The organism is Bacillus sp. TH50, assembly GCF_016650565.1.
Taxonomy (GTDB): domain Bacteria; phylum Bacillota; class Bacilli; order Bacillales; family Bacillaceae_G; genus Bacillus_A; species Bacillus_A mycoides.
This window is the reverse complement of sequence record NZ_JAEKFM010000007.1, coordinates 1,690,743-1,716,327: the sequence shown is the minus strand read 5'-3', so window position 1 is coordinate 1,716,327 and position 25,585 is coordinate 1,690,743. Positions and strand designations below refer to the sequence as shown.

The window sequence follows — 25,585 nt, the reverse complement described above, 5'->3', positions numbered from 1 at the left end:
AGTTATACTTATGTGGAGTTATTTTACACACTATTTTTCTGATACGTCTCCTAATCGAGCAGTCCTTCCTGGACGCTTAACCCCAGTTGTTTCTGTTGAATAGGAAGCTTCAATTATAGCGGTTGGATCTACAGAGAGAACGAGATCTTTCATTTTTGGATAAATGAAACGGTTTGTAATACAATAAATGATTTTCTTGTGCTCTCCTAAAAAACCACCTTCTCCATGTAGATACGTAACGGATAATTGCAATTCTTTCATAAGCAAATCGCCTATTTCTTTATTTTTCCCAGAAATAATCATAACGCTCTTTCCTTGATTAATACCATCTAATATGAAATCAATCATTTTCGTAACAATATAGAAAATAGCTAATGAGAACATCGCTTGTTCGATTGAAAATAAAATGGCAACAAAAATGAAAATAACCGCATTTACAGCAAGTAAAAATGTACTAATTGGTACTTTAAAATGCTTGTTCATCCAAACAGCTAACATTTCTGACCCATCAATTGCTCCACCCATTTTTACAACAATCCCAACACCAACACCAAATAGAACTCCTCCATAAAGTACAATTAATAATTCCGAAGTTGTAATTGCTGGAAATGGTTTTAAATAAATCAATCCAAGTGTTGTAACAACATTTGCATAAGACGTACGGATAAAGAACTTCTTACCCATTACTTTTGCAGTAAATAGTAAAATTGGGATATTAAGTCCTAAAAATACTCCATAAAGCGGTAATCCAGCAACTTTATTTGCCATAATAGCAATGGCCGTTACCCCGCCATCTACTAATCCATTAGGTGCTAAAATAAGCTCTAATGAACCCGCTACAATAATCGATCCAATTGTTAATAATACGTATTCAAATACTCTTTTCATTCATTACCCCCAAAACATATATATTTTCTTAGTATTATTTTAACGTAATTTTACTACTAATTCAAAGATATCAGTTTATATACACAAAAGTTTCACCTTTATAGTGATTTTTTATGTGATTTATTTATAAAAACACACTTACGTATTTCAGTAAGTGTGCTCCAAACATTTATTTAAGTTTTAAGTATGAATTCACTTTCATTTTAAATATTTCATCAACTGCTCTATTATACCCACCAGCATTTCGAAGTGACTCTCCAACTTTACGACTATTTTCCTTAAACGTTACATCATACATTACTTTCTTTACAGTCTCACGTAACAATTCAGAAGTTAATTCTTTACGATTAAGCCTTATTCCAGCTCCTACTTCACTCACTCGTTTCGCAACTAAAGGCTGATCTCCTGTTACCGGAATTACAACTAACGGGACACCGTAATATAGTGCTTCACTCGAACTATTCATACCACCGTGTGTCACGAATACATCAGCGTACTGTAATACTTCTAATTGCGGCACATAATTATACAATTTAAAGTTATTCGGAATGTTTTCAAATTGACTTATATTTATCTTCTTACCAACAACTAATACGACTGTCGCTTCTACATCTTTAAACGCTTCAAAACATTTTTCATATAACTCAGGTTGTTCATTAAAAACTGTTCCCATAGAAATGAAAATCAATTGTTTATCTTTTAAATCTTCCATAGGAAAGCTATCTACTTCTTTTCGAGTAGCAATTGATGGACCGACAAACTTATACGATTCATCGAATACATCTGAACGCGGCTGATATTCCTTTGAAGTATATACAATAGTAATATCACCAGGATGATTCATAATATCATACATATTAATACATTTCATTCCATACTGCCTATTCCATTTTTCCATTCCCGCTAAACAAGATTGATATAATGGATTAGTTTCATCTACTTGTCTCGATTCTTGTTCATCATTAAAAGTAATGTACTGATTAAAAGCAAACGTTGTACAAGAAGAAACGCTAGGTAATTTTAAAACATTCGCTATAATACGTCCTACTGGAAAATGATTATCGTATATCAAGTAATCGTACTTTTCCCCTTTTGTTTCTTCTACAATTTGAGTAACAATACGCTCTGATGCTTCAATCATATGAGATAGCATCGTCAAAGGACTCCCACCTTCATTTACTCGTTCCATAATATTAATTTGAGAGAGGAAATTCTCAAACACTCGGAATTCTGCACCTGTTGCTTCAATCTTCTTTCTATAATCTTCAATACAATACGAAACAACTGTTTCCCCTCGCCGAATTAACTCACTTACAATAGCTAAAGTCGGATTTATATGACCTTCTCCAGGGAAATTTATTACGAGTACATTTGCCATAATATTCTCTCCTATCTAATATAATTAATAGTTAATCATATTAATTAATTTAAAACTATTAAGTAATCTATTCTACTTCTTCATATTTTTCTCTTCATTTTATTATTGAGAAATATTTTTCATAACCTACATTATAACTCTTATAAAAGTAGACTTAACCTTTCATTTATTGAAAAATACGGGATTTACATTCAGGCATTTTTCAGATTTATCATCAGAAACATTATTTTGATAATTCATACAAAACTAGAAAAATATAATTTTCACACTGATTTCTCACCATAAATTTATTTAAGTTCTATGTTGTCACCATCATTATCCACTTGGTACATATTCTGTTATATAATGAATTTATAGAATTTACAGAATAAGGAGTCCTTTCATGCTACAACAATTGTTTACTTCACCTATTTTATCCGCTCAAGCTTTGCATCCAGGCTATGAAGACCATGCAAGCGACGTGTTTCTTGTTAAAACAGAAACTGAAGAAGTTATTGTTCGCTCTTCAAAAATGACTGAAGAGCCCAACAATGATTTTTGGTGGGGATGTAAAAATCTTTTTGGAATTGATCCAAGGCATGTACATCATTTAGAAACAATACACGCATTATTGAAAAAGCATACTACCTTACCCATCCCGACTATTTTGCAAAAACATGTTTTAAATGAGCGAGAGTATGTAATCGTCGAAAAACTAACCGGAAATACGCTGCAATCATTTATCGGACAACCTGATTCTATTTTATTCAGCCTTGGAAAAGGACTAGCAGAAATTCATTCGTTTCAAGCAAAGTTTATAGGAAACCCATCAAATACTTTCCACATTCCACTAGAAGAATTTAAGTCTCACATATTAAAAGTCAGTAAAGATCTTGTAAATAAGTTCTATTCCGATAACGCGAGCATCCAAAACGCATTTCATACTTTTGAGTCACAGCTCTCTTCCTTGCCGTCACCGAAGGAATCTACACTTGTTTTAATTGATATGGATCCTACTCAGTTTTTATCAGATGGAGAATCTATTACTGGTTTAGTAGATACAGAGGCTTATGCAATTTCTCCACGAGAGTTTGATTTTATTGGATTAGAATATGTACTTACAGAAAAAGAGGCTCATGCTTTTAAACAAGGTTACGAAACCATTATGCCCATTCCTCGTCTTGAAGAATGTAGACATCCCTATCGATATTTATACCGGTTATTATCTGTTCAGGGCAGTGTAGAGTTAGACAAGTGGCTAAGTCATCCATCCTATTTTTAAATACGAATGAGAGGGATTATGAAATGAATATTGAACAAAAGAAATCTTTAACAGCAAACGAAATTCAGCAAATGAAAGATTTATCTCATATTTGCGGACAACACGATCAAATTGATTACTCGTCAGATTTACATATAAACTTTTTAACTGCCCGTAATATAGAAGTGGTAAATGATTTTCTATTTTATGATGATACTCAATTAATCGGTGCATTAAGTATGTATGACTTTGAGAGACCAACAAAACTAGAGTTAATAGGGTTTGTTCATCCGAACTATAGGAAACAACATATAGGCACTACTCTTTTACAAACCGCAATGAAAGAAATACAAAAAAGAGAGGCTGATGAAGCCCTTCTTATAATTAATGGTGACTCTATTTCAGGGAAATCATTTGCAAAACAAATGAACTTTCCTTATTTATACAGTGAATACGGTATGGAGTTCAAAACAAACGAAGCACAAAAAACAATGAAAAATAATATTAATCTTACCGTTGCATCTTCTGAATTACTTCCTGATCTTATAGAAATCGCTAGTGAAGCTTTTGGAGATTCGGCAGCAAATACATCCACATGGTTACAAAAGATGATGAATTCATCTTCCCATCAAGTTTACAGTGCTCTTATCGATGAAAAAGTGATAGGAACGATTACAGTTACTGAGCATGAGCAATCTACTACACTATCAGGATTTGCAGTTCATCCTTCTTATCAAGGTAAAGGATATGGTAAAGATATTCTTAGTTATATGGTACATACACTTATTAAAGAAGGAGTTTCAACAATTGAACTAGACGTCGAAACGAAAAATAACAATGCTTTAAAACTATATACACAATGTGGTTTTGAAATTATGACAAAGTATGATTATTATAGATTGTTGGAATAGGAGTGACTTTTCTATCGAGGAAGCATGTTATTTTAGAGACGAATTTATTACCTCTTTAAAATCTGTAGGATGTAACAATATACAACTACACGGTATAAATAGAACATTTTTCATTTGTCAAAAATAAAAAAACTGAATCATATCGATTCAGTTTTTTCTTATTTTTTTCTTAGTATATTTACAACCGCAGTCGTTTCATCATTTTCTTTATAAACACGTGGAATTCTTCTATCCAACATGCATGTAACTTCATAATTAATTGTACCTAACATATCTGCTATTTCTTCCACCGCAATCTCTTCTTCATCTTGTTTGCCGTAGAATACAACTTCGTCTCCTACTTGTACTGGCATTGCATTTGTAACATCTAGCATAAGCTGATCCATACAAACACGGCCAATTACAGGTACTCGTACTCCGTTTATTAGTGCATGCCCTTTATTAGATAGCTGACGATTATAACCATCAGCATAACCAATCGGTACAGTTGCAATCCATTCTTCGCCCGTTGTTACATAAGTATTCCCATAGCTAACACCACGATTTTTCTTCGCATGTTTAACATGAGCTACTTTTGATTTTAAAGACAACGCTGGCTGTAAGGACGCAACTGTATGATCCACTTCTCTTGAAGGATACATACCGTAAATTCCAATACCGACACGAACCATATTTTGAAATGTGTTACTAAGTTCCATTGATCCTGCACTGTTTGAACTATGAATATATGGAAAATGAATTCCTAATTCTTCCGCTGTATTTACAGCTTTCTCAAACAAACTTGTTTGCATATTTGTATAAGTTTTATCTATTTCATCAGCGGTAGAGTAATGTGTAAACATCCCTACTACTTCTACATATCGCATACGTTTTAACTCTTCAAAAAACGGTTTAACTTCTTCTTCCTGTAAACCAATACGGCTCATTCCTGTATCAATTTTCACATGAATTCGCACTTTCTTTTGAAGATGGTTTGCAACTTCATCTATACCTTGTAAATCTTCTACTCTATAAACAGTCATCATAACGTCATATTGAATTACATCTTCTACAGCTGCTACTGGTGTATATCCTAAAATTAAAATAGGTACAGTGATTCCAGCTTCTCTTAATTCAATTGCTTCATCTACAAATGCAACTGCAAGTTGGTTTATTCCTGCTTCAATAGCCGATTTCGCAACTTCAACTGCCCCATGACCATACCCATTCGCTTTTACAGCAGCCATCATTGCAATATTTTCATCATTCACACGTTTTTTAAATTCTTTTACATTATGTTTTACCGCATTTAAGTCAACTTCAACAATTGTATCTCTTCCATATTTCAAGCTCATTGGTCTAACTCCTAACTCAATAATTACATTCCATTCTATTTCACGTTTCATATGACCTTTTACAATATAATACTTTTCACTATGCTAGTCAAACTACTAGAATTTTCGGAATTTTGAGTATGATATAATACCCTTAAGAAACTATTATATACGGAGGTGAGAATAATTACAATGTTTGTTCCATCTGCATTGAATCAAGTTAAAATTGCTATCGATACTTCCATTCAAATACTGAACCAATATACTGAAAGTGATTTGAAAATAAAGTCGATTGAATCAAAGCGGTCATTATTTGAAATGTGTACACATCTTTCCCTTATTTGCCACGCTGATTTACTCATATTAAATGGTATTACGGAAAAAGACTTACATACCTTTTATATAGAACAAACACCAGAAACAATTACTCAAATACAGCAAACGATGATACAAGGGTACGATTTACTTTCTAAAACTTTTTTATCCTATTCCAATGAAGAATTAGCGGAAATTATGACTGCTTATTGGGGTATTTCTTACTCTCGATTCGAATGGTTGCTTGAAATCGTTGCACATTTTTATCATCATCGCGGGCAAATTCATATTTTATTAGTTGAGCATATTAAAGATCCTTGCATTCCTTTATTCGAATAAAAAGAGTGGAAACAAAACCAATAAAGAGTATCAATCCTAATAAAATAAACGTCTGAGCATAGTCCCCTATTTTCATAAGATAAATAGAAATAATAGGTCCTATACTAGTTCCTAAAAATAAAACGAAAGTATAAATAGAAACTGCTATTCCCCTTGATTTTCCTCCTAATTGGCCGACAAGAGAAACTAAAGACGGAACGGATATAGCAATACCTATTACAAAACAGATACTCATCATTACAAGTAGCGGCAGGTTCGAAATAAAGCCCATTGAACTTAAACTAAAAATAGCAACCAACAATCCGCCCTGAAGAACTTGCCTTACTCCGAACCTCTTTGTTAAACGACCCGCAAGTGGTGACAGCAACATACCAAATAGCCCCGCTAAGCGAAAATAAAGAATTTGTTCTGGAATTAAATTGTAAGTAGGAGAGCTCAAATAATTCCCTAAAACAGTATACATGTTAACAAAAGCCATTAATAAAACAAATGCAATCATATAGCTCAATACTAAGCTTTTATGTGTAAAAACTTTACCCATCTGTTTAATTGGTCCCAAAATATCAGTATTGGATTGAGACATTTCCCCTTTCGGAAGAGAATAATGAATCCATACAGCAGTAATGATATAGACAATACTAAGAAGAAAAAACACCATATGCCATCCAAAATGCTGACTAACAGCTGTACTTATTACTTGTCCTGCAATTCCAGCTACTAAAAAACCGGTACTAACAAATCCTATTGTTGTAACCTTTTTTTCTACTGGAAACATTTCTACAACGTAAGCTAACGCTACTGGAGAAAATGTAGCTGCTGCTATCCCCTGTAACCCTCGAAGAATAACAAGCCAAAATAAACTATCCACAATCCCTAAGAAAAAAGAAACAATCGACAGTGCAAGTAGTCCAATAAAGATCACTTTTTTTCTCCCATATTTATCAGAGATTGCCCCAAATAACAAACAACCTATAGCAAAGCCAACAGAAAATATACTGCCTGTAGCCGCAGATTGTGCTAATGAAACCTTAAAAAGGTCTGAAAATAGAGCGGTTAAAGGAATCGTCACATATAGGCTGGACATAACTACCATGCCCGCCCAACATAACACCGCTGTCATTATTGTGTAATTCCTTTCACTATTTACTTCTTTTGATATTTCCATCATAAAATCTCCCCCTTACAATGATTTTCCCCATCGGTTTAAAACATCTAAAGTAAACTACTCAAAACGACATTCCTTTAACACGTACTTAATTTGTTTACGTTAAAAGACATATCACCACCCTTCATCAAATTAGCTAGACATATAATAAGGCAACCTAATTATATGTCTAAATAAAAAAGTCGACTCACACAATCAACTTCTTTATCTGCCTTCTCCTAATTTCTTCTGCATAGTTACTTGCATTTTATTTAATAGCTTCTCTAAAGTTTGACGCTCTTCTTGACTAAATTCATCAACTAACGACGCGCAAGATAACCAAAAAGTCGGTAAAGAATGCGCAACTAGTTCTTTTCCTTTCGGAGTAATTTTCACCTTTAATCTTCTTCGATCTTCAGAATGATTGAATCTTACGATTAACTCTCGTTTCTCCATCCAATCTAATAAGCCAGTGACAGAAGCACGTGTAATCCCTAATCGGCTCGCAATATCCGAAGGGCTCATGTTCACTTCTCCCCCATTCGATTCCATTTCACGCAAAATAAACAACAGTAAAAAATCTAATTTACTTTCTGAAATACCAAGCGGAGCTAAATCTACGTCAACTGCATCTAGAACATTATCAGACGTCCATAACATTAACAAACCAAGTTTTGCTGCGATTGGATCCGTATCCGCTGATGCTGTCTTTTTTATTAACTCTGCATATGGCTCAATCCCTAAAGGAAGAGCATCTTTTTTTGAATCCATTCATTTTCACTCTCCTTCCTTTTATTTAATTAGCTTACCTAACTACTTTTCATTATACTCATTTTCTTCCTTCTATTGCAAGAATATTGTTAGACAAAAAAATCCTGTTTTTAAAACAGGATTTTTCACACTGACTAACTAATATTTCTAAATAATCCCAAACTCTTTTAAAGCAAAAGAAATGCCACCTTCACTTGATTTCTTTGTAACGAAATCTGCTCTTGTTTTTAACTCTTCTCCACCATTCCCCATCGCAATTCCTAGTCCTACATACTGTAACATCTCAACATCATTTCCACCGTCACCAAAAGCAATTGCTTCTGATTTACAAATTTTCAGATGTTCCAATACCTTTTGCATTGCAGTTAGCTTCGATACTTTACTATCTTCCAACACATTCATAACGTAACCATGAAAACGTTCAAACGTAAGTGCTGGATATCTTTCAAAGAATTTTTGAGCTTCTGTTTCATCAGCATACAGACATAAACAATAGACTTCTTCTGACAAATCCCTGCTTTTTTCAGGATACCTTCCTAAATTTAATGTCTCGTTAAGCGCTTGAATTACACGTTCATTATCCGAGGCAATACCGTTCATTGCAAATTCTTCTGTAAAATAAGAAACACTATAACCATGTAATTCAGCGAAATTTGAAATATCATGAACAATTTCACTTGAAAGTACCGATTTATGTATAACTTCTTCCCTACATTTTATACGTGCACCATTTGCAGAAATAAACGTGTTTATGCCCAGCTCTTTAAATTGTGAACATAAGCTATATGGTCTCCCGGTTGTAACAACTACGTGAATCCCTTTATCTATTAACCTTTGTATCGCTTCTCTTGTACTTTCGTGCATACTTCTATCAATCTCACTTAAAAGGGTACCATCAACATCGAAAAATACAACTTTGGACACATCCTCTTACATTCCCTCTAAATGATTTGTATCATTTATAAAATGAATAGTTTTCTGTTTATCCGTAAGTTCAATCAAACTAATTCCCGTATCTCCCATTTTAAAATAATAGTCCATGCTAATTGGCATTTGGAAAAACGATCGTAAAATACTATTTATTACACCACCGTGTGCAACAATTGCAATTCGGTCATATGTATTCTCTGTCACGATTTTAGAAAAAATTCCTTCTATTCTCATTCTAAATTCAATAAATGATTCCCCGTTTTCAAAACGATCATGAAGAAATTTTGGCTCTGGATATTTTTTCGCTTCTTCAAATGATAACCCTGCTTGTACCCCATTATTAAACTCCATTAATTCTTCTTCTAGTTGAATTGGGCACCCAATTCCTCCTGCTAATGTTTCACCAGTTTCGCGGGCACGTTTTAATGTGCTTGCCCAAATGAAATCTGGCGGGAAATCTGCTTTCACTTTCTGTACAAGTCTTTGTACTTGCTGTCTTCCCTTTTCTGTTAATTCAAAGTCAGCTCGACCTTCATGTACATTTAAAATATCCGCTTCTGATTCACCGTGGCGTATTAGTAGTATTTGCATATTTCCCCTACTTCCTCATTTAATATTCACAAGATTCCATTATATCACATTCTTACCTTTCCATAACAAAAAGGAACGGTTTCCCGTTCCTCACCCATTCACTTTCTCCGCATTGTTCCAATAATATTTACTAAACGCTTCCGTCAACACATCAATTGTGTTATATAATTCATCTAATGTATTATCAACACCACCAACTTCAATTAACATCGCATTTTTAGATAAATCTTGATTATAAACGCCATTTCCATCTTTTTTATACTTTGGAAAGATTCCTCTGCTTAATCCGTAATAGTTTTCATCTAAATAACTATTGATTGCTCTTGCAATTTTTTCATTTTCAGCGCGCCCTTCATTTTCCATCCCAATTATAAAATATAATCTTGCATACGATTTCCCGTTAATTACTTTTGTTGTTACCTTCTTCCGCTGATCATCACGGTGTATATCAATCGGAAACGCAATTTTATTATTTTGTGCTAATGTTTCTTTTACATATTCATGAGACGCTTTATATGATTGCGGCCATTTCCATTTTTTACTCGCTAATAAATCCCCCATATTCGTTTTATCATGAACTACCGGAATTCCTTGTCCTTCAAGTTGTTCTTTCATACGTTTCCCTAGTAAGGACACATTTACATCTGGACTTGATGGATCGGTAGCCCCTGGTAATAACGGAAAGAAAGATTCCCAGCTATGTGTATGATAAATATATACTGCACTTTCACCTTTTTTCGCTCCGTTCTTTTTCTGAACCGGATTATTCTTTTCAGCTTCTGTAACTTTATCTTTTGCTACTTCTCGCTCTTTCGTTACTTCTTCAATCGGTACACTAGATTCATTTGGGATATTCGTAAAGTTTGTCCCTTCCCCAGCTACGATAATGTTAGAGTAATACTTTGACATACCAGGCACTTCTTTACCGACAAACGTTCTTAAATCTTTAATTTTCAAATCCGTCGCAATCGAGAACATTAAATTTCCAAATGACTCCCTTTTATTCTGCTTAAAATAATCAAATCCGTAATAGCGATTCTCACTTTCTATCATTTGAACAAAACCTTGCATCGATACTTTTCCAAACCATTGATTCACGTAATTCGATTTCATTGTATGTAAAAGCGACGTCAAAATCGACGCAATAATAATTATGACTAGTGCATATAGAAAGAGTAACGAGATTAGTTTCTTCCCATGTATACGGGTTGCATACTTTTTCAATGTATCACCTTCTTTATACATGGATATGTACAAGCTTTTCGTAATATACGCAAAAAAAAAAAAGAGAAATGGCATCCCATTTCTCTTTCTCACTCTTATTGTTCTTTTTCTGTATCTGACGAAGGTAATTTCTTCGTTTGTTTCTCTTTAAAGATTTCCCCAATTGCCCCAAGAGTACCGAGTGTTTCAATTGCATTAGATGGAATAAACACTTTATTTGCTGGGCCTTTTGCAACCTCAATCAATGATTCAAATGATTTATAAGCAAGTACGCGCTCATCTAAATCTGCTGCGCGAAGTAATTCAATTCGGTTTTGTTCTGCTTTTGCGATTTCCTCAATCGCTCTCGCTTCCCCTTGCGCTTCTAATTCTTTCGCTTCTCGTATACCTTCCGCTTCACGAATACGCGCTTCTTTATCCCCTTCAGCCATTAAAATTTTACTTTGTTTTTCCCCTTCAGCACGAAGGACTTTATCTTGTTTCGCTGCTTCAGCTTCTAAAATGATCGCACGTTTATTACGTTCTGCTTTCATTTGTTTTTCCATTGATACTTGCACATCTTTTGGTGGATTAATATCGACTATTTCGACACGCTCAATACGAACGCCCCATTTTTCTGTCGCTTCATCAAGTGCTAAACGAATTTCTGTTGAAATTTTTTCACGACCTGATAATGTTTCATCAAGCTCCATTTTACCAATAATTTGACGCATTGTTGCAGATGTAATATTACGAACACCATATTCATAGTTTGAAATACCATATGTCGCAAGCTCTGGTTCAACAATTTGATAGAAAATAATTGTATCAATTTCTACTTGTACATTATCTTTCGTTATTACCTTTTGTGGTGGTACATTCGTTTGTTGAATACGTAAATCGTGATATACACGAACGCGGTCTACAATTGGGATTAGAATATTTAATCCTGGGTGCATAATCCGTTGAAATTTACCAAACCTTTCAACGACCCCAACTTTTTGCTGAGAAATAATTTTAATTGTCAATGCAATAAATACAACGACAATCAATGCGAAAATAATCGTTAACGTTAATGCTACTGCCATATTTATTCACTCTCCTTTTTCACTTGTAAAATAGTACTATGCCTCTGTATAACAACGACTTTTTCTCCAGCATCAATAGGAGTATCCGAAATAGCTGTCCAAGTATCTCCATCCACTTTCACAATACCGTTCACTTCACTTGTAATCGTTTGCATAACAATTCCCTTTTTACCAACAAGTTTATCTACTGTATCAGTAAAACCTTTTGCTTCTCGAAAGTTTTTGGAAATTCTTTTCGTAAAGAAAGTCAATGTTAAACTTACAATCGCCCCAACAACGACTTGTAAAAATAGTGCATCAGGAGCAAACAAAGCAATAAGACCTCCGACAACAGCTCCAATTCCAAGCCAAAGCATGTAAAACGTAATCGACAACATTTCTGCAATAAATAAAATACCCGCTATTATAAACCAAATCACCCATCCAGCCATATGCAACCCTCACTTTCTTTCTCATTTTCTATATGTATATGAAGAAAAGAATGGTTTATCCGCCCTTTCTCATAGAGGGGGCGTTTGCTACAAGCTATTATATGTATTCGCTGTTACAACAAGCATTAATATAATGCTATATTAATATATTCTTCATTATACACGAAAACCCCTTTCAAAAAATGACAAAAAATTTAATTCTTTCAAAAATATAAATTACAGATTATAATAATTAAAATTAAAAAGCAGTATTGATTTGAAAGGTGGTATTCTTATTGCCTAAACGTTCACTAACTTACTATTTGGGCTCCAAAATATGCATTACTCTCGCTGACATTGTATACATAATGATTATTACAACTCACATCTATATCACAACTAGATCAGCTACAATTACTGCTCTTTTTCCATTATTACAAGTTATCACAAATCTTATCGCGAACACCTCTGCACCACTTATAATGAATCGGTTTCCATCTTATTCATTGCTATATACTCTACAATGGATTAAAACAGCTCTTTTAATATTGTTAATGATATTATTTCCTATACTATCAACAAACATTTCTGCTCTTTTAACTTTTGTTATTTTCATTTCATTATGTAGTGGCTGGAGCGCTCCTCTACTATACGCCGTTATCCCGCGCTTAACACCACAAGAAAAATTAGTAAAAGTAAATAGTGCCTTTTCCTTTTCAACACAAATTATACAAGCCGCTGCATACTCATTTACAAGCATAATTGTTCTTCTCATTGGCGTTACTTCGACACTCATGATTAATAACATATTGATGATTTTCGGATGTATTACATTACACCTTTCATTACAATCTATACAAGCTGAACGAGTAGCAGAACCCACTTCTTCGAAAACTACTGCATTATTAGAAGGATGGAAACTGTTATTTCAACACCCGTCTCTGCGCATCGTTACAATTATGGACTTAATTGAAACTTTCGCAGGGACGATATGGATCGGTGCTATTACGATGGCATATGTAACGACTGTTCTTCATAAAGGCGAAGATTGGTGGGGATATATTAACACAAGTTATTACGTCGGCACATTAATTGGCGGGATATTAGCGTGGAAAATGAGTACATATATTCAAAAAAATTTAATACGCTCCATGGCGATAGGCTCTCTTATGTTTAGTATTCTTACATTTTTATATGGTATGACAAGTAGCGGATTTATTGCTCTATTTCTTTGTGTTCTAATGGGGCCATGTTATCAAATTAGAGATATTTCTCAAACGACGGTTTTACAATCAAGCGTCACTCCTTCTTTATTATCGAAGATGTATACAGCTCATGGTGCACTTCTCTCGACAGCTTCTGGTCTTTCTATGCTTAGCGTTGGAATTATTACTGATATGTTCGGCGTTCGTACTATTTATATTATCGCCGCTTTTCTTATTTTATGTTCTGCTTGTTTATCCTTTAACTTATTAAAATATCAGAAGACGGAGCAGAAAGATATTTCACTTTAATCATTAAAACAAAAAGGACAGGAATTCCTGTCCTTTTTGTTTATTCTATTCATGACAAGTTGGGAATCTTCCTATGTTTTGTCGCTTGTTCAAAAGCATATGCTAGTTTAATTAATGCTCCTTCACTAAAAGCAGCACTTGCAAGAGTAATTCCAAAAGGCCTCCCATTATCCATATATCCCGCAGGCATTGCTATAGACGGATAACCTGCTTTCGCACATATAGTAGATCCTATATAAGAAGGGAACAGTATCGCATCCAGATTATATTTTTCCAACGCAAAATCAATACCTTGTTTTTGCGAAAAATATATATCTTCTAATCTTGCGTTTGAATATTCTGGATTTCTTAACGTATTAGGAAAATCTTTTCTTCTTTCTAACTTAGTTTGTCCATATTTCAAAGCTCTTTCTGCTATGTTTTTATTAAACTCCATTAACTCCGAAATAGAATGTACTGGAATAGTAGAAGGTAATTTAGAAAGATAGTTATCCAGGCTGTGCTTCAGCTCATAAAGTGGAACTCCCCAACTCCATTCCCTATGAAAAGACGGAATATCAATATCTTCTACTACTGTCGCTCCCTCACTACGTAATACTTGGATCGTTTCCTCAAACAATTTTTCATCGTACTCACCATTTTCGTAATAATCTTTTGGAGCATTGCTATAAACACCAATCTTCGCTCCCTTTAAACTATTAGCATCAAGATAAGATGTATAATCTTGATATGCCATGCCTTCACTTTTATGAGTAGCTACATCTTTTTCATCCACCCCAGTTAGACTCCCTAGTAAAATAGCAGCATCTGTTACCGTTCTAGCAAACGGACCGGCTGTATCTTGAGAATATGTGAACGGAATAATTCCTCTACGGCTAATTAAACCAACTGTCGGTTTAATACCTACTACAGAGTTTTGAACAGCTGGACTTAAAATAGAAGCATCTGTCTCTGTTCCAACGGATAATACAGTAAAGTTAGCAGCAACTGCAACGGCAGATCCTGTACTCGATCCACCAACAAACATATCATCCTTTCCTGTACCGTAAGGATTAATCGTTTGACCACCTCTAGCGCTATATCCAGCCCACATTTCAAAAGACATTGCATTTGCTAACTCTGTCATATTTGCTTTTCCTATTATCACCGCTCCTGCTTCTCGCAGTTTTTTTACGAGAAATGCATCTTCACTACTTATATTTTGTTCCAGGGCAATCGTACCTGCACTTGTATGCATTGAGTCATTCGTTTCAATATTATCCTTAAGTAAAATAGGTATACCATGTAATAGGCCTCTTACACCTTTTGTCTTTCTTTCATGATCTAGCGCTTCTGCAATAAAGATAGCATCCGGATTGATTTCTAAAATAGAATTGATTTTCGGTCCATCTTGGTCATACTTTGCGATTCTATGAAGATAATACATGACTAGTTCTTTTGAAGTTAACTTCCCAGCTTCCATTTCCTTTTGAATATCATGAATTGTTAATTCTTTTTGCAGTAGTGTATTGAACTGAATTTCCATTTTCATTCTCCTTTTATAAGCCCTTATATATATGACGTATGTCTATTACTTTTTCATTTTCTCCGCTCCTCGTATTAACAACTACTATCCCTATACAGGAATTCAACTCACCAGTTTAAAAACCTTTAATTTCCAGAGAAATAAAAAGAGTCTGAAACGAATATAATATCGCCTCAGACCCTTTTTATTATTTCACATATACCTCTTCTAACAAATGTAAAAACTCGCCTTGTTTACCTGCTAATTCAGGGCATTTGTTAATATCAACCCACTCATAATAAAATACTAAACCTTTGTCTTCCTCACCAGCACTTACTATATGTTCCCACGTATCTTTCACATCTGTTAATAATGAAATGTGGAAAAAATGACGTTTTTGATATTCCTTTTTTTCTTTCATATAAATAATGTAATCAGAAAGGAAGCGCTCGATACAAAAATGGCGTAGTCCTGACTCTTCTTGTACTTCACGTAAAATTGCTGCCTCTAACGTTTCGCCTTCATCTACTGTCCCACCTGGCACTTGGATACCAGCCTCTCGTATATCACGATGTTTAAAAACGAGTAGTTGCATAACCCCTTCTTTTTCTCTCGTAATATATGCATGTACCTTTTTCTTATATAACATCGTCATCTTAGCCCTCTCCCCTCAATTCATTACTGCGTTACTTCTTCAATCGTCAGTTGGTTTTCATATAAATATGTAGCTTGCGGATTCCCAACATACCGTACATGCCACGGTTCATAACGATAACCGGTAATCCCTTCTTTCTCTTTCGTATATCTAATAACAAAACCAAACTTATGGGCATTTTCAGAAAGCCACTTTCCTTCTTTCGTCTCCCCAAAAACAGTTTCTAGCTGAAATTTAGCAGATTGAGATGTAATATCCATAGCTAGTCCTGTTTGATGTTCACTCGTACCAGGGACTGCACTAGACATCGCTGTCTTTGCTTCTCCATCTTGTCTTTTATACATTGTATTTAATGCTTTTTGTCGATCAAAAGATCTAAATCCAGAGACTGCAAAAAGGAAAATCCGCTCATTATTGGCTTGCTGAAACATTTCCTCAAGTGCCAACGCTGCCTCTTTCCTCATCTTTTTCTTCTCTTGATCACCTTCACTAGAGTAACGTACTTTCGGAACAACTAAATCTGGCGGTCTATACCCATCTGGTAAACGCCTATTTTTATTCACAAGTACAAGCATCGAACTTGGATTACTAATGACTGCGATATCCCCATCCATATTAGCAATCGTTTCTTTAGCTTTCGGAAATATATTGTTTACATTTACTTCCTTCGCCTCTTGCTCCTTGTACATCTTATAATTTATTCCTGCTACTCCAATGATCAGTATCATTGCTACGATACCAAGTAGTACCCATCTTTTTTTCATATAACGACCTCTTATTTTAATAATTTGGCCATTTCATACTCATCGATACCTTTTCCATCGATGATAAGAGCAGATTTTTTGACACCTTCTTGTTCAAATCCAATTTTGCTATATAGTGCCTGAGCTCTTGTATTATGGGCCATTACCGTTAATTCTAAACGCCATACATCATGTAATCTTGCCCACTTCTCTACTTCTTTAAACAAACTCGTTCCAATACCTCGGCCACTATACTCTTGCAAAATGCCAATTACAATGCCTGCCACATGTCTCTTTCTTTGAATATTATTTCCATTAACTAAAATAAACCCTACTATTCTCTCTTCTTCAACTGCTACAAATATTGTCGCATATTCATTTCCCATAAAACGTTGGACCATCTTTTCTTGTTGCTCTACTGTAGTTTTTCTTTCTCCTAGTTCGTATAACATAAATTTCGTCTCTTCGTCCAATTGCTTATTTAATTGCAAAAACGATGTTGCATCTTCTACTCTAATCTCTCGTATCACCTTGATCCCCTACCATTCTGTTAATTAAAAATTTTCCTTGTAAAAAGATTTTCTCCATTATTCCGAAAATCCCTTTCTAAATTCCTTACTATAAATAGACAAATTTCGATATCAATATAATAATAGGGAATTTTGTCTATAATGTGACATGTCTTTCTACCTATAGATTATGAACAAACAAAAAACGTAAGCTTCTCGCTTACGTTTATCCCGTATTAACGGGTATTCTGATTGATGAGGGCTAATAATCAGTAGGATAAACACTCCGGCTAATTAAACTCCCACTTTATCCATTCACTTTTTCCGCTTGCCAAAAATACCCTCCAAATGCTTTAGCAAGAACATCAATCGATCTATTTAATTCTTCCTCTGTATTATCTACGCCACCAACTTCAATTAAAATCGCCTGTCCTGATAAGTCTTGATTATAGACTCCATTTCCTGTTTGGAACCCCTTTTGAATTACACCACGGCTCACTCCTGGATATTTCTTATTAATTTCCTCATGAAGAGCTGTTGCTAATTGTAAGTTCTTTTCATAATTTTTATTTCCTTTCCCAATTACAAAAGCAAGCTTTGCATATGATTTATCTCCAATTGTTTTTGTCGTGACATTTTTCCGTGCACTATCACGGTGCAAATCGAAAAAATATTGGAGTTCTTTATTACCAGCCATCGCTTCTTGTACAATTTCTCGTGACAGTTTATAAGAACTATTACTATTTAATCCTTTACTTATTAATTTTTGACCAACATCAGTTTTATCGTTAGTAGCACCGATCCCTTCACTTTCTAACTGTTCTCGCAATCGATCGCCAACTATTGAAATATTCGTTACAGAACTCGTTGCTTTATTTGGATTTGGATCATTCGTTAAGTTAAGTAACGGCAAATAAGATTCCCAGCTATGTGAATGATAAATCAATGCAACTTGTCTTTTTCCAGTCGTTTGTGCTGGTTGTTTCTTCTCTTTATTCGGATCAGGCTTAGGAACTTGTCCAGCTTCTCCAGTCCGTTCCTTCACTACTTCTTCAAGCGGAACACTCGATTCTATCGGTAAGTTGGAATAATTTGTTCCTTCACCTGCTATAACGATTTCTGTATCATATTTCCCAAATCCCGGAAGTTCTTTCCCGACAAAACTACGTACATCATCAAAACGAATATTCGTAGCCATCGAAAAGAGGAATGAAGAAATAGAAAAGTCTTGATTCAAATTCCGGTACTCCTGTGTAAAATAATGATTCTCTTTCCCAATAACGTACATGTAACCATTCATTGATAACTCATTTAACCAATTATATAAATACGTTGACTTTGTCTCTTTCATGGAAGTTACCATTACACTAATAAGAAAGAAAGTCGCTAATACCGTAGTAATAATAAATATAATTAACTTGCGTACACTTGTTAATTTCACGTAAAAAAAGCCTCGATTCATACTATCACCCTCTCTATTTCAAGTTATGTACAAGCTCTAGAGAATAGACCGCTTAAATTCCGGCTATATTGTTAATGAGGTGAAATGAATTGAAGCTACTAATAGGAACATTACCAATCGTCTTATCATTTATTTTTTATTTGTTTGCTTTACATCCTAAAATTCGTATTGTGCTACATATTTCCGCATACTTAGCACTGTATGTACTCGGGACAATTATTTCTATTAATATATATGATGTTTTAATACAAAATTTAGTTTTCATGACAAGCATTCATGGAATTTTACTGAATCCATTTTTCCTTATTGCAGGAGCGTATATAGGAACATACACTTTATACTTACTTTTGTCTTACATTATTACAAATATAAAAAATGGAGCGTAATGAAATGCAACCACCGTTCATCTGTCATACATGCAAAAAAAGAATTGCTCGAAAGAAAGATCTTATTACCTCTACACGGCATTTCCGTTTTTATTTGTTTCACAACACTTGTTTCAAAAATCAGCAATTATTTGTCTCACGTTTTATTCCTATAAATACACTCTTTGGTTTCTTTCTTATTACATATGGGCTTATTGCTGGCAGCATTCTAATGTTCACGGAGCCCTCTATCAATTGGCTTATTTTTTTGCTTCCTATTTTATATCGGTTTCTTTCATATTATTACGTTGAACGTTTTTTCTGTAAATAACTAGTAGATTGACCTCTAGGAATGCTTAAACACTCCCATTCATTTTCTTTTAACATTTTACCAATGTAAATGATTTGTCCAATATGTAAAGCATAATGAGAAATTTGCCTTTCGATCGCTTGCATGACAGTGTGTTCTTCTCCCCGAATGTATACTTTCTGCAAAATCTGCTCTGCTGTTAAAGCATCCATCGTTTTAAAGACATACTCCCACCCTTCTTGCCACGCAGCAAGCGCTTCTTGTTTTGAATTGTAGCCACCTTCAAATTCACCATCTCGGTTACGATCTATTTTTTCGCCATCAGACGTTAAAAATCCCGTCCATCTTGAACGCATATTACCATGTAAATGTTTAATAATAATCGCGATACTATTTGTCTCTTCATGAGCAGACCACATTATCTGTTCATAAGATAATTGAGAAAGTACACGTTCTCCTTGTTTTTGTGTTGCCTTGAAATTCGAAATGGCACATTGTAAATATTCTCGTCCGATATCCATGTTTACCCCTACCTTCACACTAACTAATTTTCGTTCCATTTGGCAATTCCATATTAGGCTGAAGCAACACAACATCACCAGCTTCAGGAACACCACCCAATACAAGCACTTCCGATTTAAATCCTGCCACACGCTTTGGCGGGAAATTTACAACAGCAACAATTTGCTGACCGATTAAGTCTTCTGGATTATATCTCTTCGTAATTTGAGCACTTGACTGCTTGACCCCAAGCTCCCCAAAATCAATTTCTAGTTTAATCGCTGGCACTCTCGCTTCTTTAAATTCCTCTGCCTGTGTTACTGTTCCAATTCTTACATCAAAAGTTAAAAAATCTTCAAAATTAGCCATTTTATCATTCCTCCCAATTATTACTTAGACAAAATACAAAAATCCCCTTTAAAAAAAGAAAGGCGCCTAAGCACCTTTCTTTTGTAATTCACTTGATTCATTTGATTTATAGAAGAAGAAACCGAGAATCCCGCCAATACATGATGGGATTAGCCATCCTATTCCTTCTTTATATAATGGTAACATTTGTAGCACATTAGAAATCGCATCAATTTTAATGTTCGCACTTTCTAAACCGTTAAAGAAACTAATTAACAACGCACCTAAAATAGCTCCGATATATATTGTATTACGCTTCCCTATCCATTTATGGAAATATGAAAGAACGATTAATACAATTGCAACTGGATAAATGATCATTAACACTGGTAATGTTACTGTGATTAATTGTGTTAACCCTAGGTTAGATACAATTAAACTAAATACACATACCATAGTTACAATCGTTTTATGCGAAAGTTTTGGGAATAAGTTTGTAAAGAAGCCAGCACACGCAGATGTTAATCCAACAGAAGTTGTTAAACAAGCGAGTATAATTACAAGTCCTAATAAAATTTTGCCACTTGTTCCATATAACTCATTTACAACATTCGTTAAAATAAGACCACCGTTCTCCGACACACCAAGTGATGTACTTGTAGATCCGAGATATGCAAGTGATAAATATATTAACGTTAAGCCTAATACAGCAATAATCCCTGATACAACTGTTATTTTTGCGATTTGTCCGCTCTCTTTTATCCCTTTTGAGCGAATAACTTGTACAACAACAATCCCAAACACAAGTGCACTAATCGCATCCATCGTTAAATATCCTTGAATAAATCCACCAAAGAAAGCATTCTCTTTATAAGCAGCTAAAGGTGCAGCCGGTTCTCCAATTGGATCAATAATTGCTTTTCCGACAATAACAGCAACAATCAATACTAACAATGGTGTAAGAAATTTCCCGAACCAATCCACTAATTTAGATGGATTTAATGATAAATACCACGTTATTCCGAAGAAAACTATAGTGAAAAGAAATAGCATGTACCACTCAGAAACCATTGTCTCTGATAGAAATGGCTTCATACCCATTTCAAATGAAACAGCTCCAGTACGCGGAATCGCGAAAAATGGTCCAATCGCTAAATAACTAATCAATGGGAAAATAAACGCAAATATAGGGTGAACTCTAGAAGATAGCGCTTTCAAGTCCCCCTCTACAAACGCGACAGCTGTTACAGCTAATAGGGGTAATCCGACTCCCGTTACAAGGAAGCCAATTGTAGCAATCCAAACATTTTCTCCTGCTTGTTGACCTAAAACTGGCGGGAAAATTAAATTTCCTGCTCCTAAAAATAGTGCAAATAACATTAAACCAATCGCTACCGTATCACCTGGCCTTAAACGTCCCTTCATGCTTTTCATTTGCATAGCACTTTTTCATTGTTTATATCTCTTTTCACAATATGCTATGCATCCTCCTCTCTGCTCAAGATGATAAAATATGCCCCTTACAAAGCAATGTCTTTCTCCATAATTTCTCCATTCCCCTTATTCTTACTCTAATTATTAATTTTTGATTTTTGATTTTTTTGAATATTTGAGTCATTAGAGTGTTATAACGTGGAGTTTAGTTGTCAGACCTCTTTGTTTTTATCACACATATAGTAACATATTTGGCTGAAAAATAAAAACATATTTTTAAATAGAATTTTTTGAAAATCAAAATTATCCACACATACCTCCTTTATTTATTCTATTACACAAATTTTTTTAGAAATTTACGATTTTTACATTTTATTATATTTGAATATTTTTATACAAAAGAAAGTAAAAGCCATCAAAAAATAAGATGGCTTTTACTTGTTAGTCTATCGTTTCAACTTCACGTGGATTATTCATCTCTTCAACATACACAACTCTAAATCCATGATCTTCTAAATCCTTTAGCAATGTTTCTAATTCACTATCTTCAAACTCTTCTCCCAATGTAAACATTATTCTACGTACTAATAAAGCATCATTATCAAAAGTCATTAAGCTTTGAATACCAGTGTATTTCTTTAGCACTGTCGATAATTTTTGAATGGCCCCATTATAATCTTGTGTTCCAATCATGACAGAATATTTACTAGAATGGACTCCCCATGCATCTTCTAATAGTTCAAAAACTTTTTTATGAGTTAAAATACCAAGGAAGACCCCTTTTTCATCAACTACTGATAAATACGGTAGTTTTTTAATTGTAAAAAATACTTTAAAGAAGGAAGAGTCTTCTCTCACGTACCCATTTTTATCGTTCAATAATTGTAATACATTATCTTCAAGTGAACCTTTATATTCTAAAATATCTACTTTGTATACATTCCCTAAAAACTTCTCTTTTTTTCATCTAAAACTGGTACACAACGATACCCCGTTTTATTTAAATGTTCCAGCGTTTCCCCTATCGTAATTGAACTTGAGCAAAACAAAACTTCCCTTTTTGGCACATAATTCCCTTTAATCCTCATAAAAAAGCCTCCTTATGCTAAAATACTTTCTGTGCCATAACTATATTATATTTTCAGAAAAAAATAAATATATTATTTTATTTTTCTGAAAATTATTCATTTTTTCGTCATAATTTATTCATGAATCATTCACTTGTACTCTCTTCAGCATCAAAAATCCCTTCTGAATTCTGGATCACTTTACTGCATCATTGTACGGACCTAATTGCTTTTTAGAAAAATAATGATTTGTCTCCTTACTTTTCATTAACATATTTCCTTTTATAATTAAAAAATAGGTAGCTACTAGAAAATAGATCAGCCCTAATATCCAATCCAAATTTGTAGCCAGATTGTGTAAAAGAACATATCTCATATATGCATAACCAATCGGAACATGTAGTAATACAACCGCACCTAATCCCGGATTGTATATTGTTTTAGCTTTTATATTCGCAAAAATACCATGCCATATGAATTGAAAAAAACCCATTAAAATAGGTGCCATCCCAAGCCATATTATATTTTGAAAGAAAACCGGAAGTAAATAAAAAACATACGCAATCAAAATATTTATTACCATAGCAGATTGCGTATTTAATGGATAGCGATCTGGTATATCACTTTTAAATATAACTACATTAAACAGACCAGCGAAATAACCTGGCCAACGATACTCTTCAAATTGATGCACTAAAATGGCTACAAAACTTAACGCTAACAGTACTTTTATTTCACTTATTTCTCCCAAATTCGCGACTAAACAAACAACGACAACAATAGCCACAACTAACCCTATATCATACCAATGCTTTCTAAAGAAACTAACCATCTCTATCACCCACTATCTCAATTTTTATAAAAATAGCGTTCAAATAGGAAATCAATCTGTTTTTCTATAGGTAGTACTCTTATATCTGCCCCTGATTCAAGAATTGGCATCATTAATGCTGGAAGAAAAATGGATCCAAATATTTGCACTGTCATCATCATTAAAATTTCCTGATCCGCTTCATTTGTTATTTCGCTCAAAATATTCTTCACTTTACTAAAACCTAGCCTCTTCAAAAAATCTCCATATTCGTATTGAGATGTAAATACCGTAGTTCCCATTGCAATAATCTTCCTGACTAACTCAGGATATTGCCGAATTACTAGTACATAATCAAATAAAAATATTTTTAATCTTTCTTTCGCTGGTACTGTAATATCATCTAAAATAGAAAAAGTGCCTTGGAAGCTAATTAACAAAACTTTAATCGCCTCACTAATCAACTTTTCTTTTGAACCAAAATGGTAATTTACAAGCGCAATATTTACATCTGACAATGATGCAATTTTCCTTATCGTTACCCTTTCAAAACCTTCGTTTTTAATTAACTCCAAGGTTGTATTTAAAATCTTTTCTTTCGTTGATATGTTTTCATTTTCCCCCAACTTATCTCCCCCTCTAGAATTTATCGATTAAACAATGATTTAAACATTGTTTAACTTTATGGTATCACTTTCCAATTTGAAAAATCAATTTAATCCTTTCGACATTTACCTACATTTCTTTTCATTCATCCCATACATAAAATAAATTTCTAAAAATAATTTAAAACTATCCATATACCAATACGTAAAGAAAAATATATTGTAACTTCCCCTGAAAAAAGCTAAAATAAGAATAAGAATTTTCTGAATATTCTAAGAGTAGGTGGTTGTATGTCCTTATTGCGCTCACATATATGTAAATTTATAGTTGGTATTTTTATTATTTTTGTCATAAGTCCTATTCCAGCATTATTCATTACACATAATTACTCTTACACAACTGGATTTATTAGCATTTTTCATAACTTTGCACAACTTTTTTCTATTTCAATTCCAAGAATCGATTGGATGCATGAACCTATCCTTTTCTCAGCAAATCAGATTATAAATACACAAAATATGATACATACTTCTAGCCATTCGTCACCACTATTCCCCTACATATGGGAAATATATTTTTTATCAATCGTTCGTTTCACATTCACTCTTGTAATCGGTTTCTTTATTAGTTTAGGGATCGGTCATCTATTTTTAAAAGCACCGAGATCAGTAAGAAAGTGCACTTCCTTATTGCGCTGGATACCATATTCTTTTGGTACTGTGATATTACAATGTTCAGTACTATTACTACTACTCTACATCGCGGAATTCATGAAGGTTCCTTTCTTCTCCTCTTTTATCATCGTATGTAGTACTTCCATGATAATCGTTCTGCAAGCAATAAAAAAATGGCTTCCTTTCTTAAATAATACAAATGAATACGAAATAAAAAATTCAGCCTTCCTTGTTGATACGTTATTTATGGCGCTTACTTCCAATCATAAATCTATTCTAAGTTCCATTATTCTTTCATTTGTTTTTATGGAATGTGTTTTTCACGTAAACGGACTCTTACAATTTATCGTTCAATTTGGTGGAAATGCACCTATAGTTGTTGCAATTGGTTTATTACTTCTTTACATCCCATACAGCGTATTATCTTTTCTCCAAACACTATGGACAACAAACTACAATAAACAGCAAACATACACTTTAACAAGAAGTATTTCAAAACCATAACGTAGAATAACCGTCTACTTTAAATTAAAAGTAGACGGTTATTCCTATTATATAGAG

At 33.9% G+C, this 25,585-nt stretch carries 27 protein-coding genes and 2 pseudogenes; 8 read left to right on the top strand and 21 right to left on the bottom strand.

The genetic code is table 11. From position 1 onward, the window contains the following. Positions 1-30 precede the first annotated feature (30 nt). Positions 31-888, bottom strand: a complete 858-nt coding sequence (locus tag JFU23_RS25910; RefSeq protein ID WP_201033046.1) for a YitT family protein — start codon at positions 886-888, stop codon at positions 31-33. 169 nt (positions 889-1,057) lie between these two features. After that, on the bottom strand, positions 1,058-2,266 hold the full coding sequence (locus JFU23_RS25905; RefSeq protein WP_002141425.1) for a macrolide family glycosyltransferase: 1,209 nt from the start codon (positions 2,264-2,266) through the stop codon (positions 1,058-1,060). Positions 2,267-2,648: 382 nt separating this feature from the next. On the opposite strand from JFU23_RS25905, the gene JFU23_RS25900 reads away from it, so the two are divergent. The 3 genes and pseudogenes from JFU23_RS25900 to JFU23_RS31255 all read left to right on the top strand — a co-directional run. Further along, a complete protein-coding gene (locus JFU23_RS25900) occupies positions 2,649-3,527 on the top strand; it encodes a phosphotransferase (protein WP_201033045.1) in 879 nt (292 codons plus the stop codon). A gap of 23 nt (positions 3,528-3,550) precedes the next feature. Then, entirely contained in the window at positions 3,551-4,417 is an 867-nt protein-coding gene (locus tag JFU23_RS25895) for a GNAT family N-acetyltransferase (protein WP_201033044.1), read from the top strand. Next, positions 4,410-4,544: pseudogene (locus JFU23_RS31255) on the top strand (class I SAM-dependent methyltransferase); the annotation flags it as partial. The gene JFU23_RS25895 and the pseudogene JFU23_RS31255, both read left to right, overlap by 8 nt. 31 nt (positions 4,545-4,575) lie before the next feature. On the opposite strand, the gene alr reads toward JFU23_RS31255, so the two are convergent. After that, a complete protein-coding gene (gene alr, locus JFU23_RS25890) occupies positions 4,576-5,751 on the bottom strand; it encodes an alanine racemase (RefSeq protein ID WP_201033043.1) in 1,176 nt (391 codons plus the stop codon). A 171-nt stretch (positions 5,752-5,922) separates the two neighbouring features. Between alr and JFU23_RS25885 the strand changes: the two genes are divergently transcribed. Then, complete coding sequence (locus JFU23_RS25885; RefSeq protein ID WP_002141420.1) at positions 5,923-6,384, top strand: DinB family protein; 462 nt, start codon at positions 5,923-5,925, stop codon at positions 6,382-6,384. On the opposite strand, the gene JFU23_RS25880 is transcribed toward JFU23_RS25885, so the two are convergent. The 7 genes from JFU23_RS25880 to JFU23_RS25850 form a co-directional block, all read right to left on the bottom strand. After that, a complete protein-coding gene (locus JFU23_RS25880) occupies positions 6,353-7,549 on the bottom strand; it encodes an MFS transporter (protein ID WP_201033314.1) in 1,197 nt (398 codons plus the stop codon). The genes JFU23_RS25885 and JFU23_RS25880 overlap by 32 nt on opposite strands. A 204-nt stretch (positions 7,550-7,753) precedes the next feature. After that, positions 7,754-8,299, bottom strand: a complete 546-nt coding sequence (locus JFU23_RS25875; RefSeq protein WP_012260789.1) for a MarR family winged helix-turn-helix transcriptional regulator — start codon at positions 8,297-8,299, stop codon at positions 7,754-7,756. A 147-nt stretch (positions 8,300-8,446) separates the two neighbouring features. Next, positions 8,447-9,223 carry a Cof-type HAD-IIB family hydrolase gene (locus JFU23_RS25870; protein WP_201033042.1) on the bottom strand — a complete coding sequence of 259 codons (777 nt, stop codon included), beginning with the start codon at positions 9,221-9,223 and terminating at the stop codon, positions 8,447-8,449. A 6-nt stretch (positions 9,224-9,229) separates the two neighbouring features. Further along, a complete protein-coding gene (locus JFU23_RS25865; protein ID WP_137057353.1) occupies positions 9,230-9,820 on the bottom strand; it encodes a histidine phosphatase family protein in 591 nt (196 codons plus the stop codon). Between the two features lie 90 nt (positions 9,821-9,910). Continuing rightward, complete coding sequence (gene spoIIP, locus JFU23_RS25860; RefSeq protein WP_307838461.1) at positions 9,911-11,119, bottom strand: stage II sporulation protein P; 1,209 nt, start codon at positions 11,117-11,119, stop codon at positions 9,911-9,913. A 20-nt stretch (positions 11,120-11,139) separates the two neighbouring features. Further along, positions 11,140-12,111 (bottom strand): SPFH domain-containing protein, encoded by a 972-nt coding sequence (locus JFU23_RS25855; RefSeq protein WP_002012471.1) that lies wholly within the window; start codon positions 12,109-12,111, stop codon positions 11,140-11,142. A 2-nt stretch (positions 12,112-12,113) separates the two neighbouring features. Further along, positions 12,114-12,542, bottom strand: coding sequence for an NfeD family protein (locus JFU23_RS25850; protein WP_002012470.1), 429 nt, complete (start codon positions 12,540-12,542; stop codon positions 12,114-12,116). A 275-nt stretch (positions 12,543-12,817) separates the two neighbouring features. Between JFU23_RS25850 and JFU23_RS25845 the strand changes: the two genes are divergently transcribed. After that, positions 12,818-14,035, top strand: a complete 1,218-nt coding sequence (locus JFU23_RS25845; RefSeq protein WP_201033041.1) for an MFS transporter — start codon at positions 12,818-12,820, stop codon at positions 14,033-14,035. A gap of 49 nt (positions 14,036-14,084) precedes the next feature. Here JFU23_RS25845 and JFU23_RS25840 read toward each other — a convergent pair whose 3' ends face one another. The 5 genes from JFU23_RS25840 to spoIIP (JFU23_RS25820) all read right to left on the bottom strand — a co-directional run bounded on the left by JFU23_RS25840 (position 14,085) and on the right by spoIIP (JFU23_RS25820) (position 18,908). Continuing rightward, positions 14,085-15,560, bottom strand: coding sequence for an amidase family protein (locus tag JFU23_RS25840; RefSeq protein WP_201033040.1), 1,476 nt, complete (start codon positions 15,558-15,560; stop codon positions 14,085-14,087). Between the two features lie 187 nt (positions 15,561-15,747). Continuing rightward, positions 15,748-16,194, bottom strand: a complete 447-nt coding sequence (locus JFU23_RS25835) for an NUDIX hydrolase (RefSeq protein ID WP_002065031.1) — start codon at positions 16,192-16,194, stop codon at positions 15,748-15,750. 23 nt (positions 16,195-16,217) lie between these two features. Next, the gene (locus tag JFU23_RS25830) at positions 16,218-16,958 is read right to left on the bottom strand and encodes a M15 family metallopeptidase (protein ID WP_085310619.1); all 741 of its coding nucleotides are present in this window, start codon (positions 16,956-16,958) and stop codon (positions 16,218-16,220) included. An 11-nt stretch (positions 16,959-16,969) separates the two neighbouring features. Then, positions 16,970-17,467: a GNAT family N-acetyltransferase gene (locus JFU23_RS25825; protein WP_085310617.1), complete on the bottom strand. Its 498-nt coding sequence runs from the start codon at positions 17,465-17,467 to the stop codon at positions 16,970-16,972. 286 nt (positions 17,468-17,753) lie between these two features. After that, positions 17,754-18,908, bottom strand: coding sequence for a stage II sporulation protein SpoIIP (gene spoIIP, locus JFU23_RS25820; RefSeq protein WP_002135865.1), 1,155 nt, complete (start codon positions 18,906-18,908; stop codon positions 17,754-17,756). A gap of 89 nt (positions 18,909-18,997) precedes the next feature. Between spoIIP (JFU23_RS25820) and JFU23_RS25815 the strand changes: the two genes are divergently transcribed. Beyond that, on the top strand, positions 18,998-19,294 hold the full coding sequence (locus JFU23_RS25815) for a hypothetical protein (protein WP_002012463.1): 297 nt from the start codon (positions 18,998-19,000) through the stop codon (positions 19,292-19,294). Positions 19,295-19,298: 4 nt separating this feature from the next. Continuing rightward, complete coding sequence (locus JFU23_RS30660) at positions 19,299-19,604, top strand: permease (RefSeq protein WP_080466632.1); 306 nt, start codon at positions 19,299-19,301, stop codon at positions 19,602-19,604. Here JFU23_RS30660 and JFU23_RS25810 read toward each other — a convergent pair. From JFU23_RS25810 to JFU23_RS25785, 6 genes and pseudogenes are all read right to left on the bottom strand, one after another. After that, positions 19,577-20,143: a DUF1572 domain-containing protein gene (locus JFU23_RS25810; RefSeq protein WP_137057348.1), complete on the bottom strand. Its 567-nt coding sequence runs from the start codon at positions 20,141-20,143 to the stop codon at positions 19,577-19,579. The two genes, JFU23_RS30660 and JFU23_RS25810, sit on opposite strands and share 28 nt — an antisense overlap. Further along, positions 20,124-20,453 carry a chaperone CsaA gene (gene csaA, locus JFU23_RS25805; protein WP_001263027.1) on the bottom strand — a complete coding sequence of 110 codons (330 nt, stop codon included), beginning with the start codon at positions 20,451-20,453 and terminating at the stop codon, positions 20,124-20,126. Before csaA ends, JFU23_RS25810 begins: the two co-directional genes overlap by 20 nt. Before the next feature lie 66 nt (positions 20,454-20,519). Further along, entirely contained in the window at positions 20,520-21,857 is a 1,338-nt protein-coding gene (gene brnQ4, locus JFU23_RS25800) for a branched-chain amino acid transport system II carrier protein BrnQ4 (RefSeq protein WP_400517919.1), read from the bottom strand. Positions 21,858-22,307: 450 nt separating this feature from the next. Further along, positions 22,308-22,954, bottom strand: a pseudogene (gene cbpA / locus JFU23_RS25795) (cyclic di-AMP binding protein CbpA). A 175-nt stretch (positions 22,955-23,129) separates the two neighbouring features. Beyond that, the gene (locus JFU23_RS25790; protein ID WP_002148541.1) at positions 23,130-23,774 is read right to left on the bottom strand and encodes an HXXEE domain-containing protein; all 645 of its coding nucleotides are present in this window, start codon (positions 23,772-23,774) and stop codon (positions 23,130-23,132) included. Positions 23,775-23,782: 8 nt separating this feature from the next. Beyond that, on the bottom strand, positions 23,783-24,370 hold the full coding sequence (locus JFU23_RS25785; RefSeq protein WP_002086042.1) for a TetR/AcrR family transcriptional regulator: 588 nt from the start codon (positions 24,368-24,370) through the stop codon (positions 23,783-23,785). A gap of 270 nt (positions 24,371-24,640) precedes the next feature. On the opposite strand from JFU23_RS25785, the gene JFU23_RS25780 reads away from it, so the two are divergent. Next, on the top strand, positions 24,641-25,528 hold the full coding sequence (locus JFU23_RS25780; protein ID WP_002168576.1) for a hypothetical protein: 888 nt from the start codon (positions 24,641-24,643) through the stop codon (positions 25,526-25,528). Positions 25,529-25,585: the final 57 nt, after the last annotated feature.

What these genes read in the sequence shown, in the direction of transcription:
- JFU23_RS25850 (WP_002012470.1), bottom strand. Translation starts at nt 12,542, where the DNA reads ATGGCTGGATGGGTGATTTGGTTTATAATAGCGGGTATTTTATTTATT.
- JFU23_RS25835 (WP_002065031.1), bottom strand. Translation starts at nt 16,194, where the DNA reads ATGACGATGTTATATAAGAAAAAGGTACATGCATATATTACGAGAGAA.
- alr (WP_201033043.1), bottom strand. Translation starts at nt 5,751, where the DNA reads ATGAGCTTGAAATATGGAAGAGATACAATTGTTGAAGTTGACTTAAAT.
- brnQ4 (WP_400517919.1), bottom strand. Translation starts at nt 21,857, where the DNA reads ATGAAGGGACGTTTAAGGCCAGGTGATACGGTAGCGATTGGTTTAATG.
- JFU23_RS25830 (WP_085310619.1), bottom strand. Translation starts at nt 16,958, where the DNA reads ATGAAAAAAAGATGGGTACTACTTGGTATCGTAGCAATGATACTGATC.
- JFU23_RS25905 (WP_002141425.1), bottom strand. Translation starts at nt 2,266, where the DNA reads ATGGCAAATGTACTCGTAATAAATTTCCCTGGAGAAGGTCATATAAAT.
- JFU23_RS25900 (WP_201033045.1), top strand. Translation starts at nt 2,649, where the DNA reads ATGCTACAACAATTGTTTACTTCACCTATTTTATCCGCTCAAGCTTTG.
- spoIIP (WP_307838461.1), bottom strand. Translation starts at nt 11,119, where the DNA reads ATGCCATTTCTCTTTTTTTTTTTTGCGTATATTACGAAAAGCTTGTAC.
- JFU23_RS25910 (WP_201033046.1), bottom strand. Translation starts at nt 888, where the DNA reads ATGAAAAGAGTATTTGAATACGTATTATTAACAATTGGATCGATTATT.
- JFU23_RS25840 (WP_201033040.1), bottom strand. Translation starts at nt 15,560, where the DNA reads ATGGAAATTCAGTTCAATACACTACTGCAAAAAGAATTAACAATTCAT.
- JFU23_RS25855 (WP_002012471.1), bottom strand. Translation starts at nt 12,111, where the DNA reads ATGGCAGTAGCATTAACGTTAACGATTATTTTCGCATTGATTGTCGTT.
- JFU23_RS25865 (WP_137057353.1), bottom strand. Translation starts at nt 9,820, where the DNA reads ATGCAAATACTACTAATACGCCACGGTGAATCAGAAGCGGATATTTTA.
- JFU23_RS25875 (WP_012260789.1), bottom strand. Translation starts at nt 8,299, where the DNA reads ATGGATTCAAAAAAAGATGCTCTTCCTTTAGGGATTGAGCCATATGCA.
- csaA (WP_001263027.1), bottom strand. Translation starts at nt 20,453, where the DNA reads ATGGCTAATTTTGAAGATTTTTTAACTTTTGATGTAAGAATTGGAACA.
- JFU23_RS25780 (WP_002168576.1), top strand. Translation starts at nt 24,641, where the DNA reads ATGTCCTTATTGCGCTCACATATATGTAAATTTATAGTTGGTATTTTT.
- JFU23_RS30660 (WP_080466632.1), top strand. Translation starts at nt 19,299, where the DNA reads ATGCAACCACCGTTCATCTGTCATACATGCAAAAAAAGAATTGCTCGA.
- JFU23_RS25895 (WP_201033044.1), top strand. Translation starts at nt 3,551, where the DNA reads ATGAATATTGAACAAAAGAAATCTTTAACAGCAAACGAAATTCAGCAA.
- JFU23_RS25885 (WP_002141420.1), top strand. Translation starts at nt 5,923, where the DNA reads ATGTTTGTTCCATCTGCATTGAATCAAGTTAAAATTGCTATCGATACT.
- JFU23_RS25810 (WP_137057348.1), bottom strand. Translation starts at nt 20,143, where the DNA reads ATGGAACGAAAATTAGTTAGTGTGAAGGTAGGGGTAAACATGGATATC.
- spoIIP (WP_002135865.1), bottom strand. Translation starts at nt 18,908, where the DNA reads ATGAATCGAGGCTTTTTTTACGTGAAATTAACAAGTGTACGCAAGTTA.
- JFU23_RS25880 (WP_201033314.1), bottom strand. Translation starts at nt 7,549, where the DNA reads ATGGAAATATCAAAAGAAGTAAATAGTGAAAGGAATTACACAATAATG.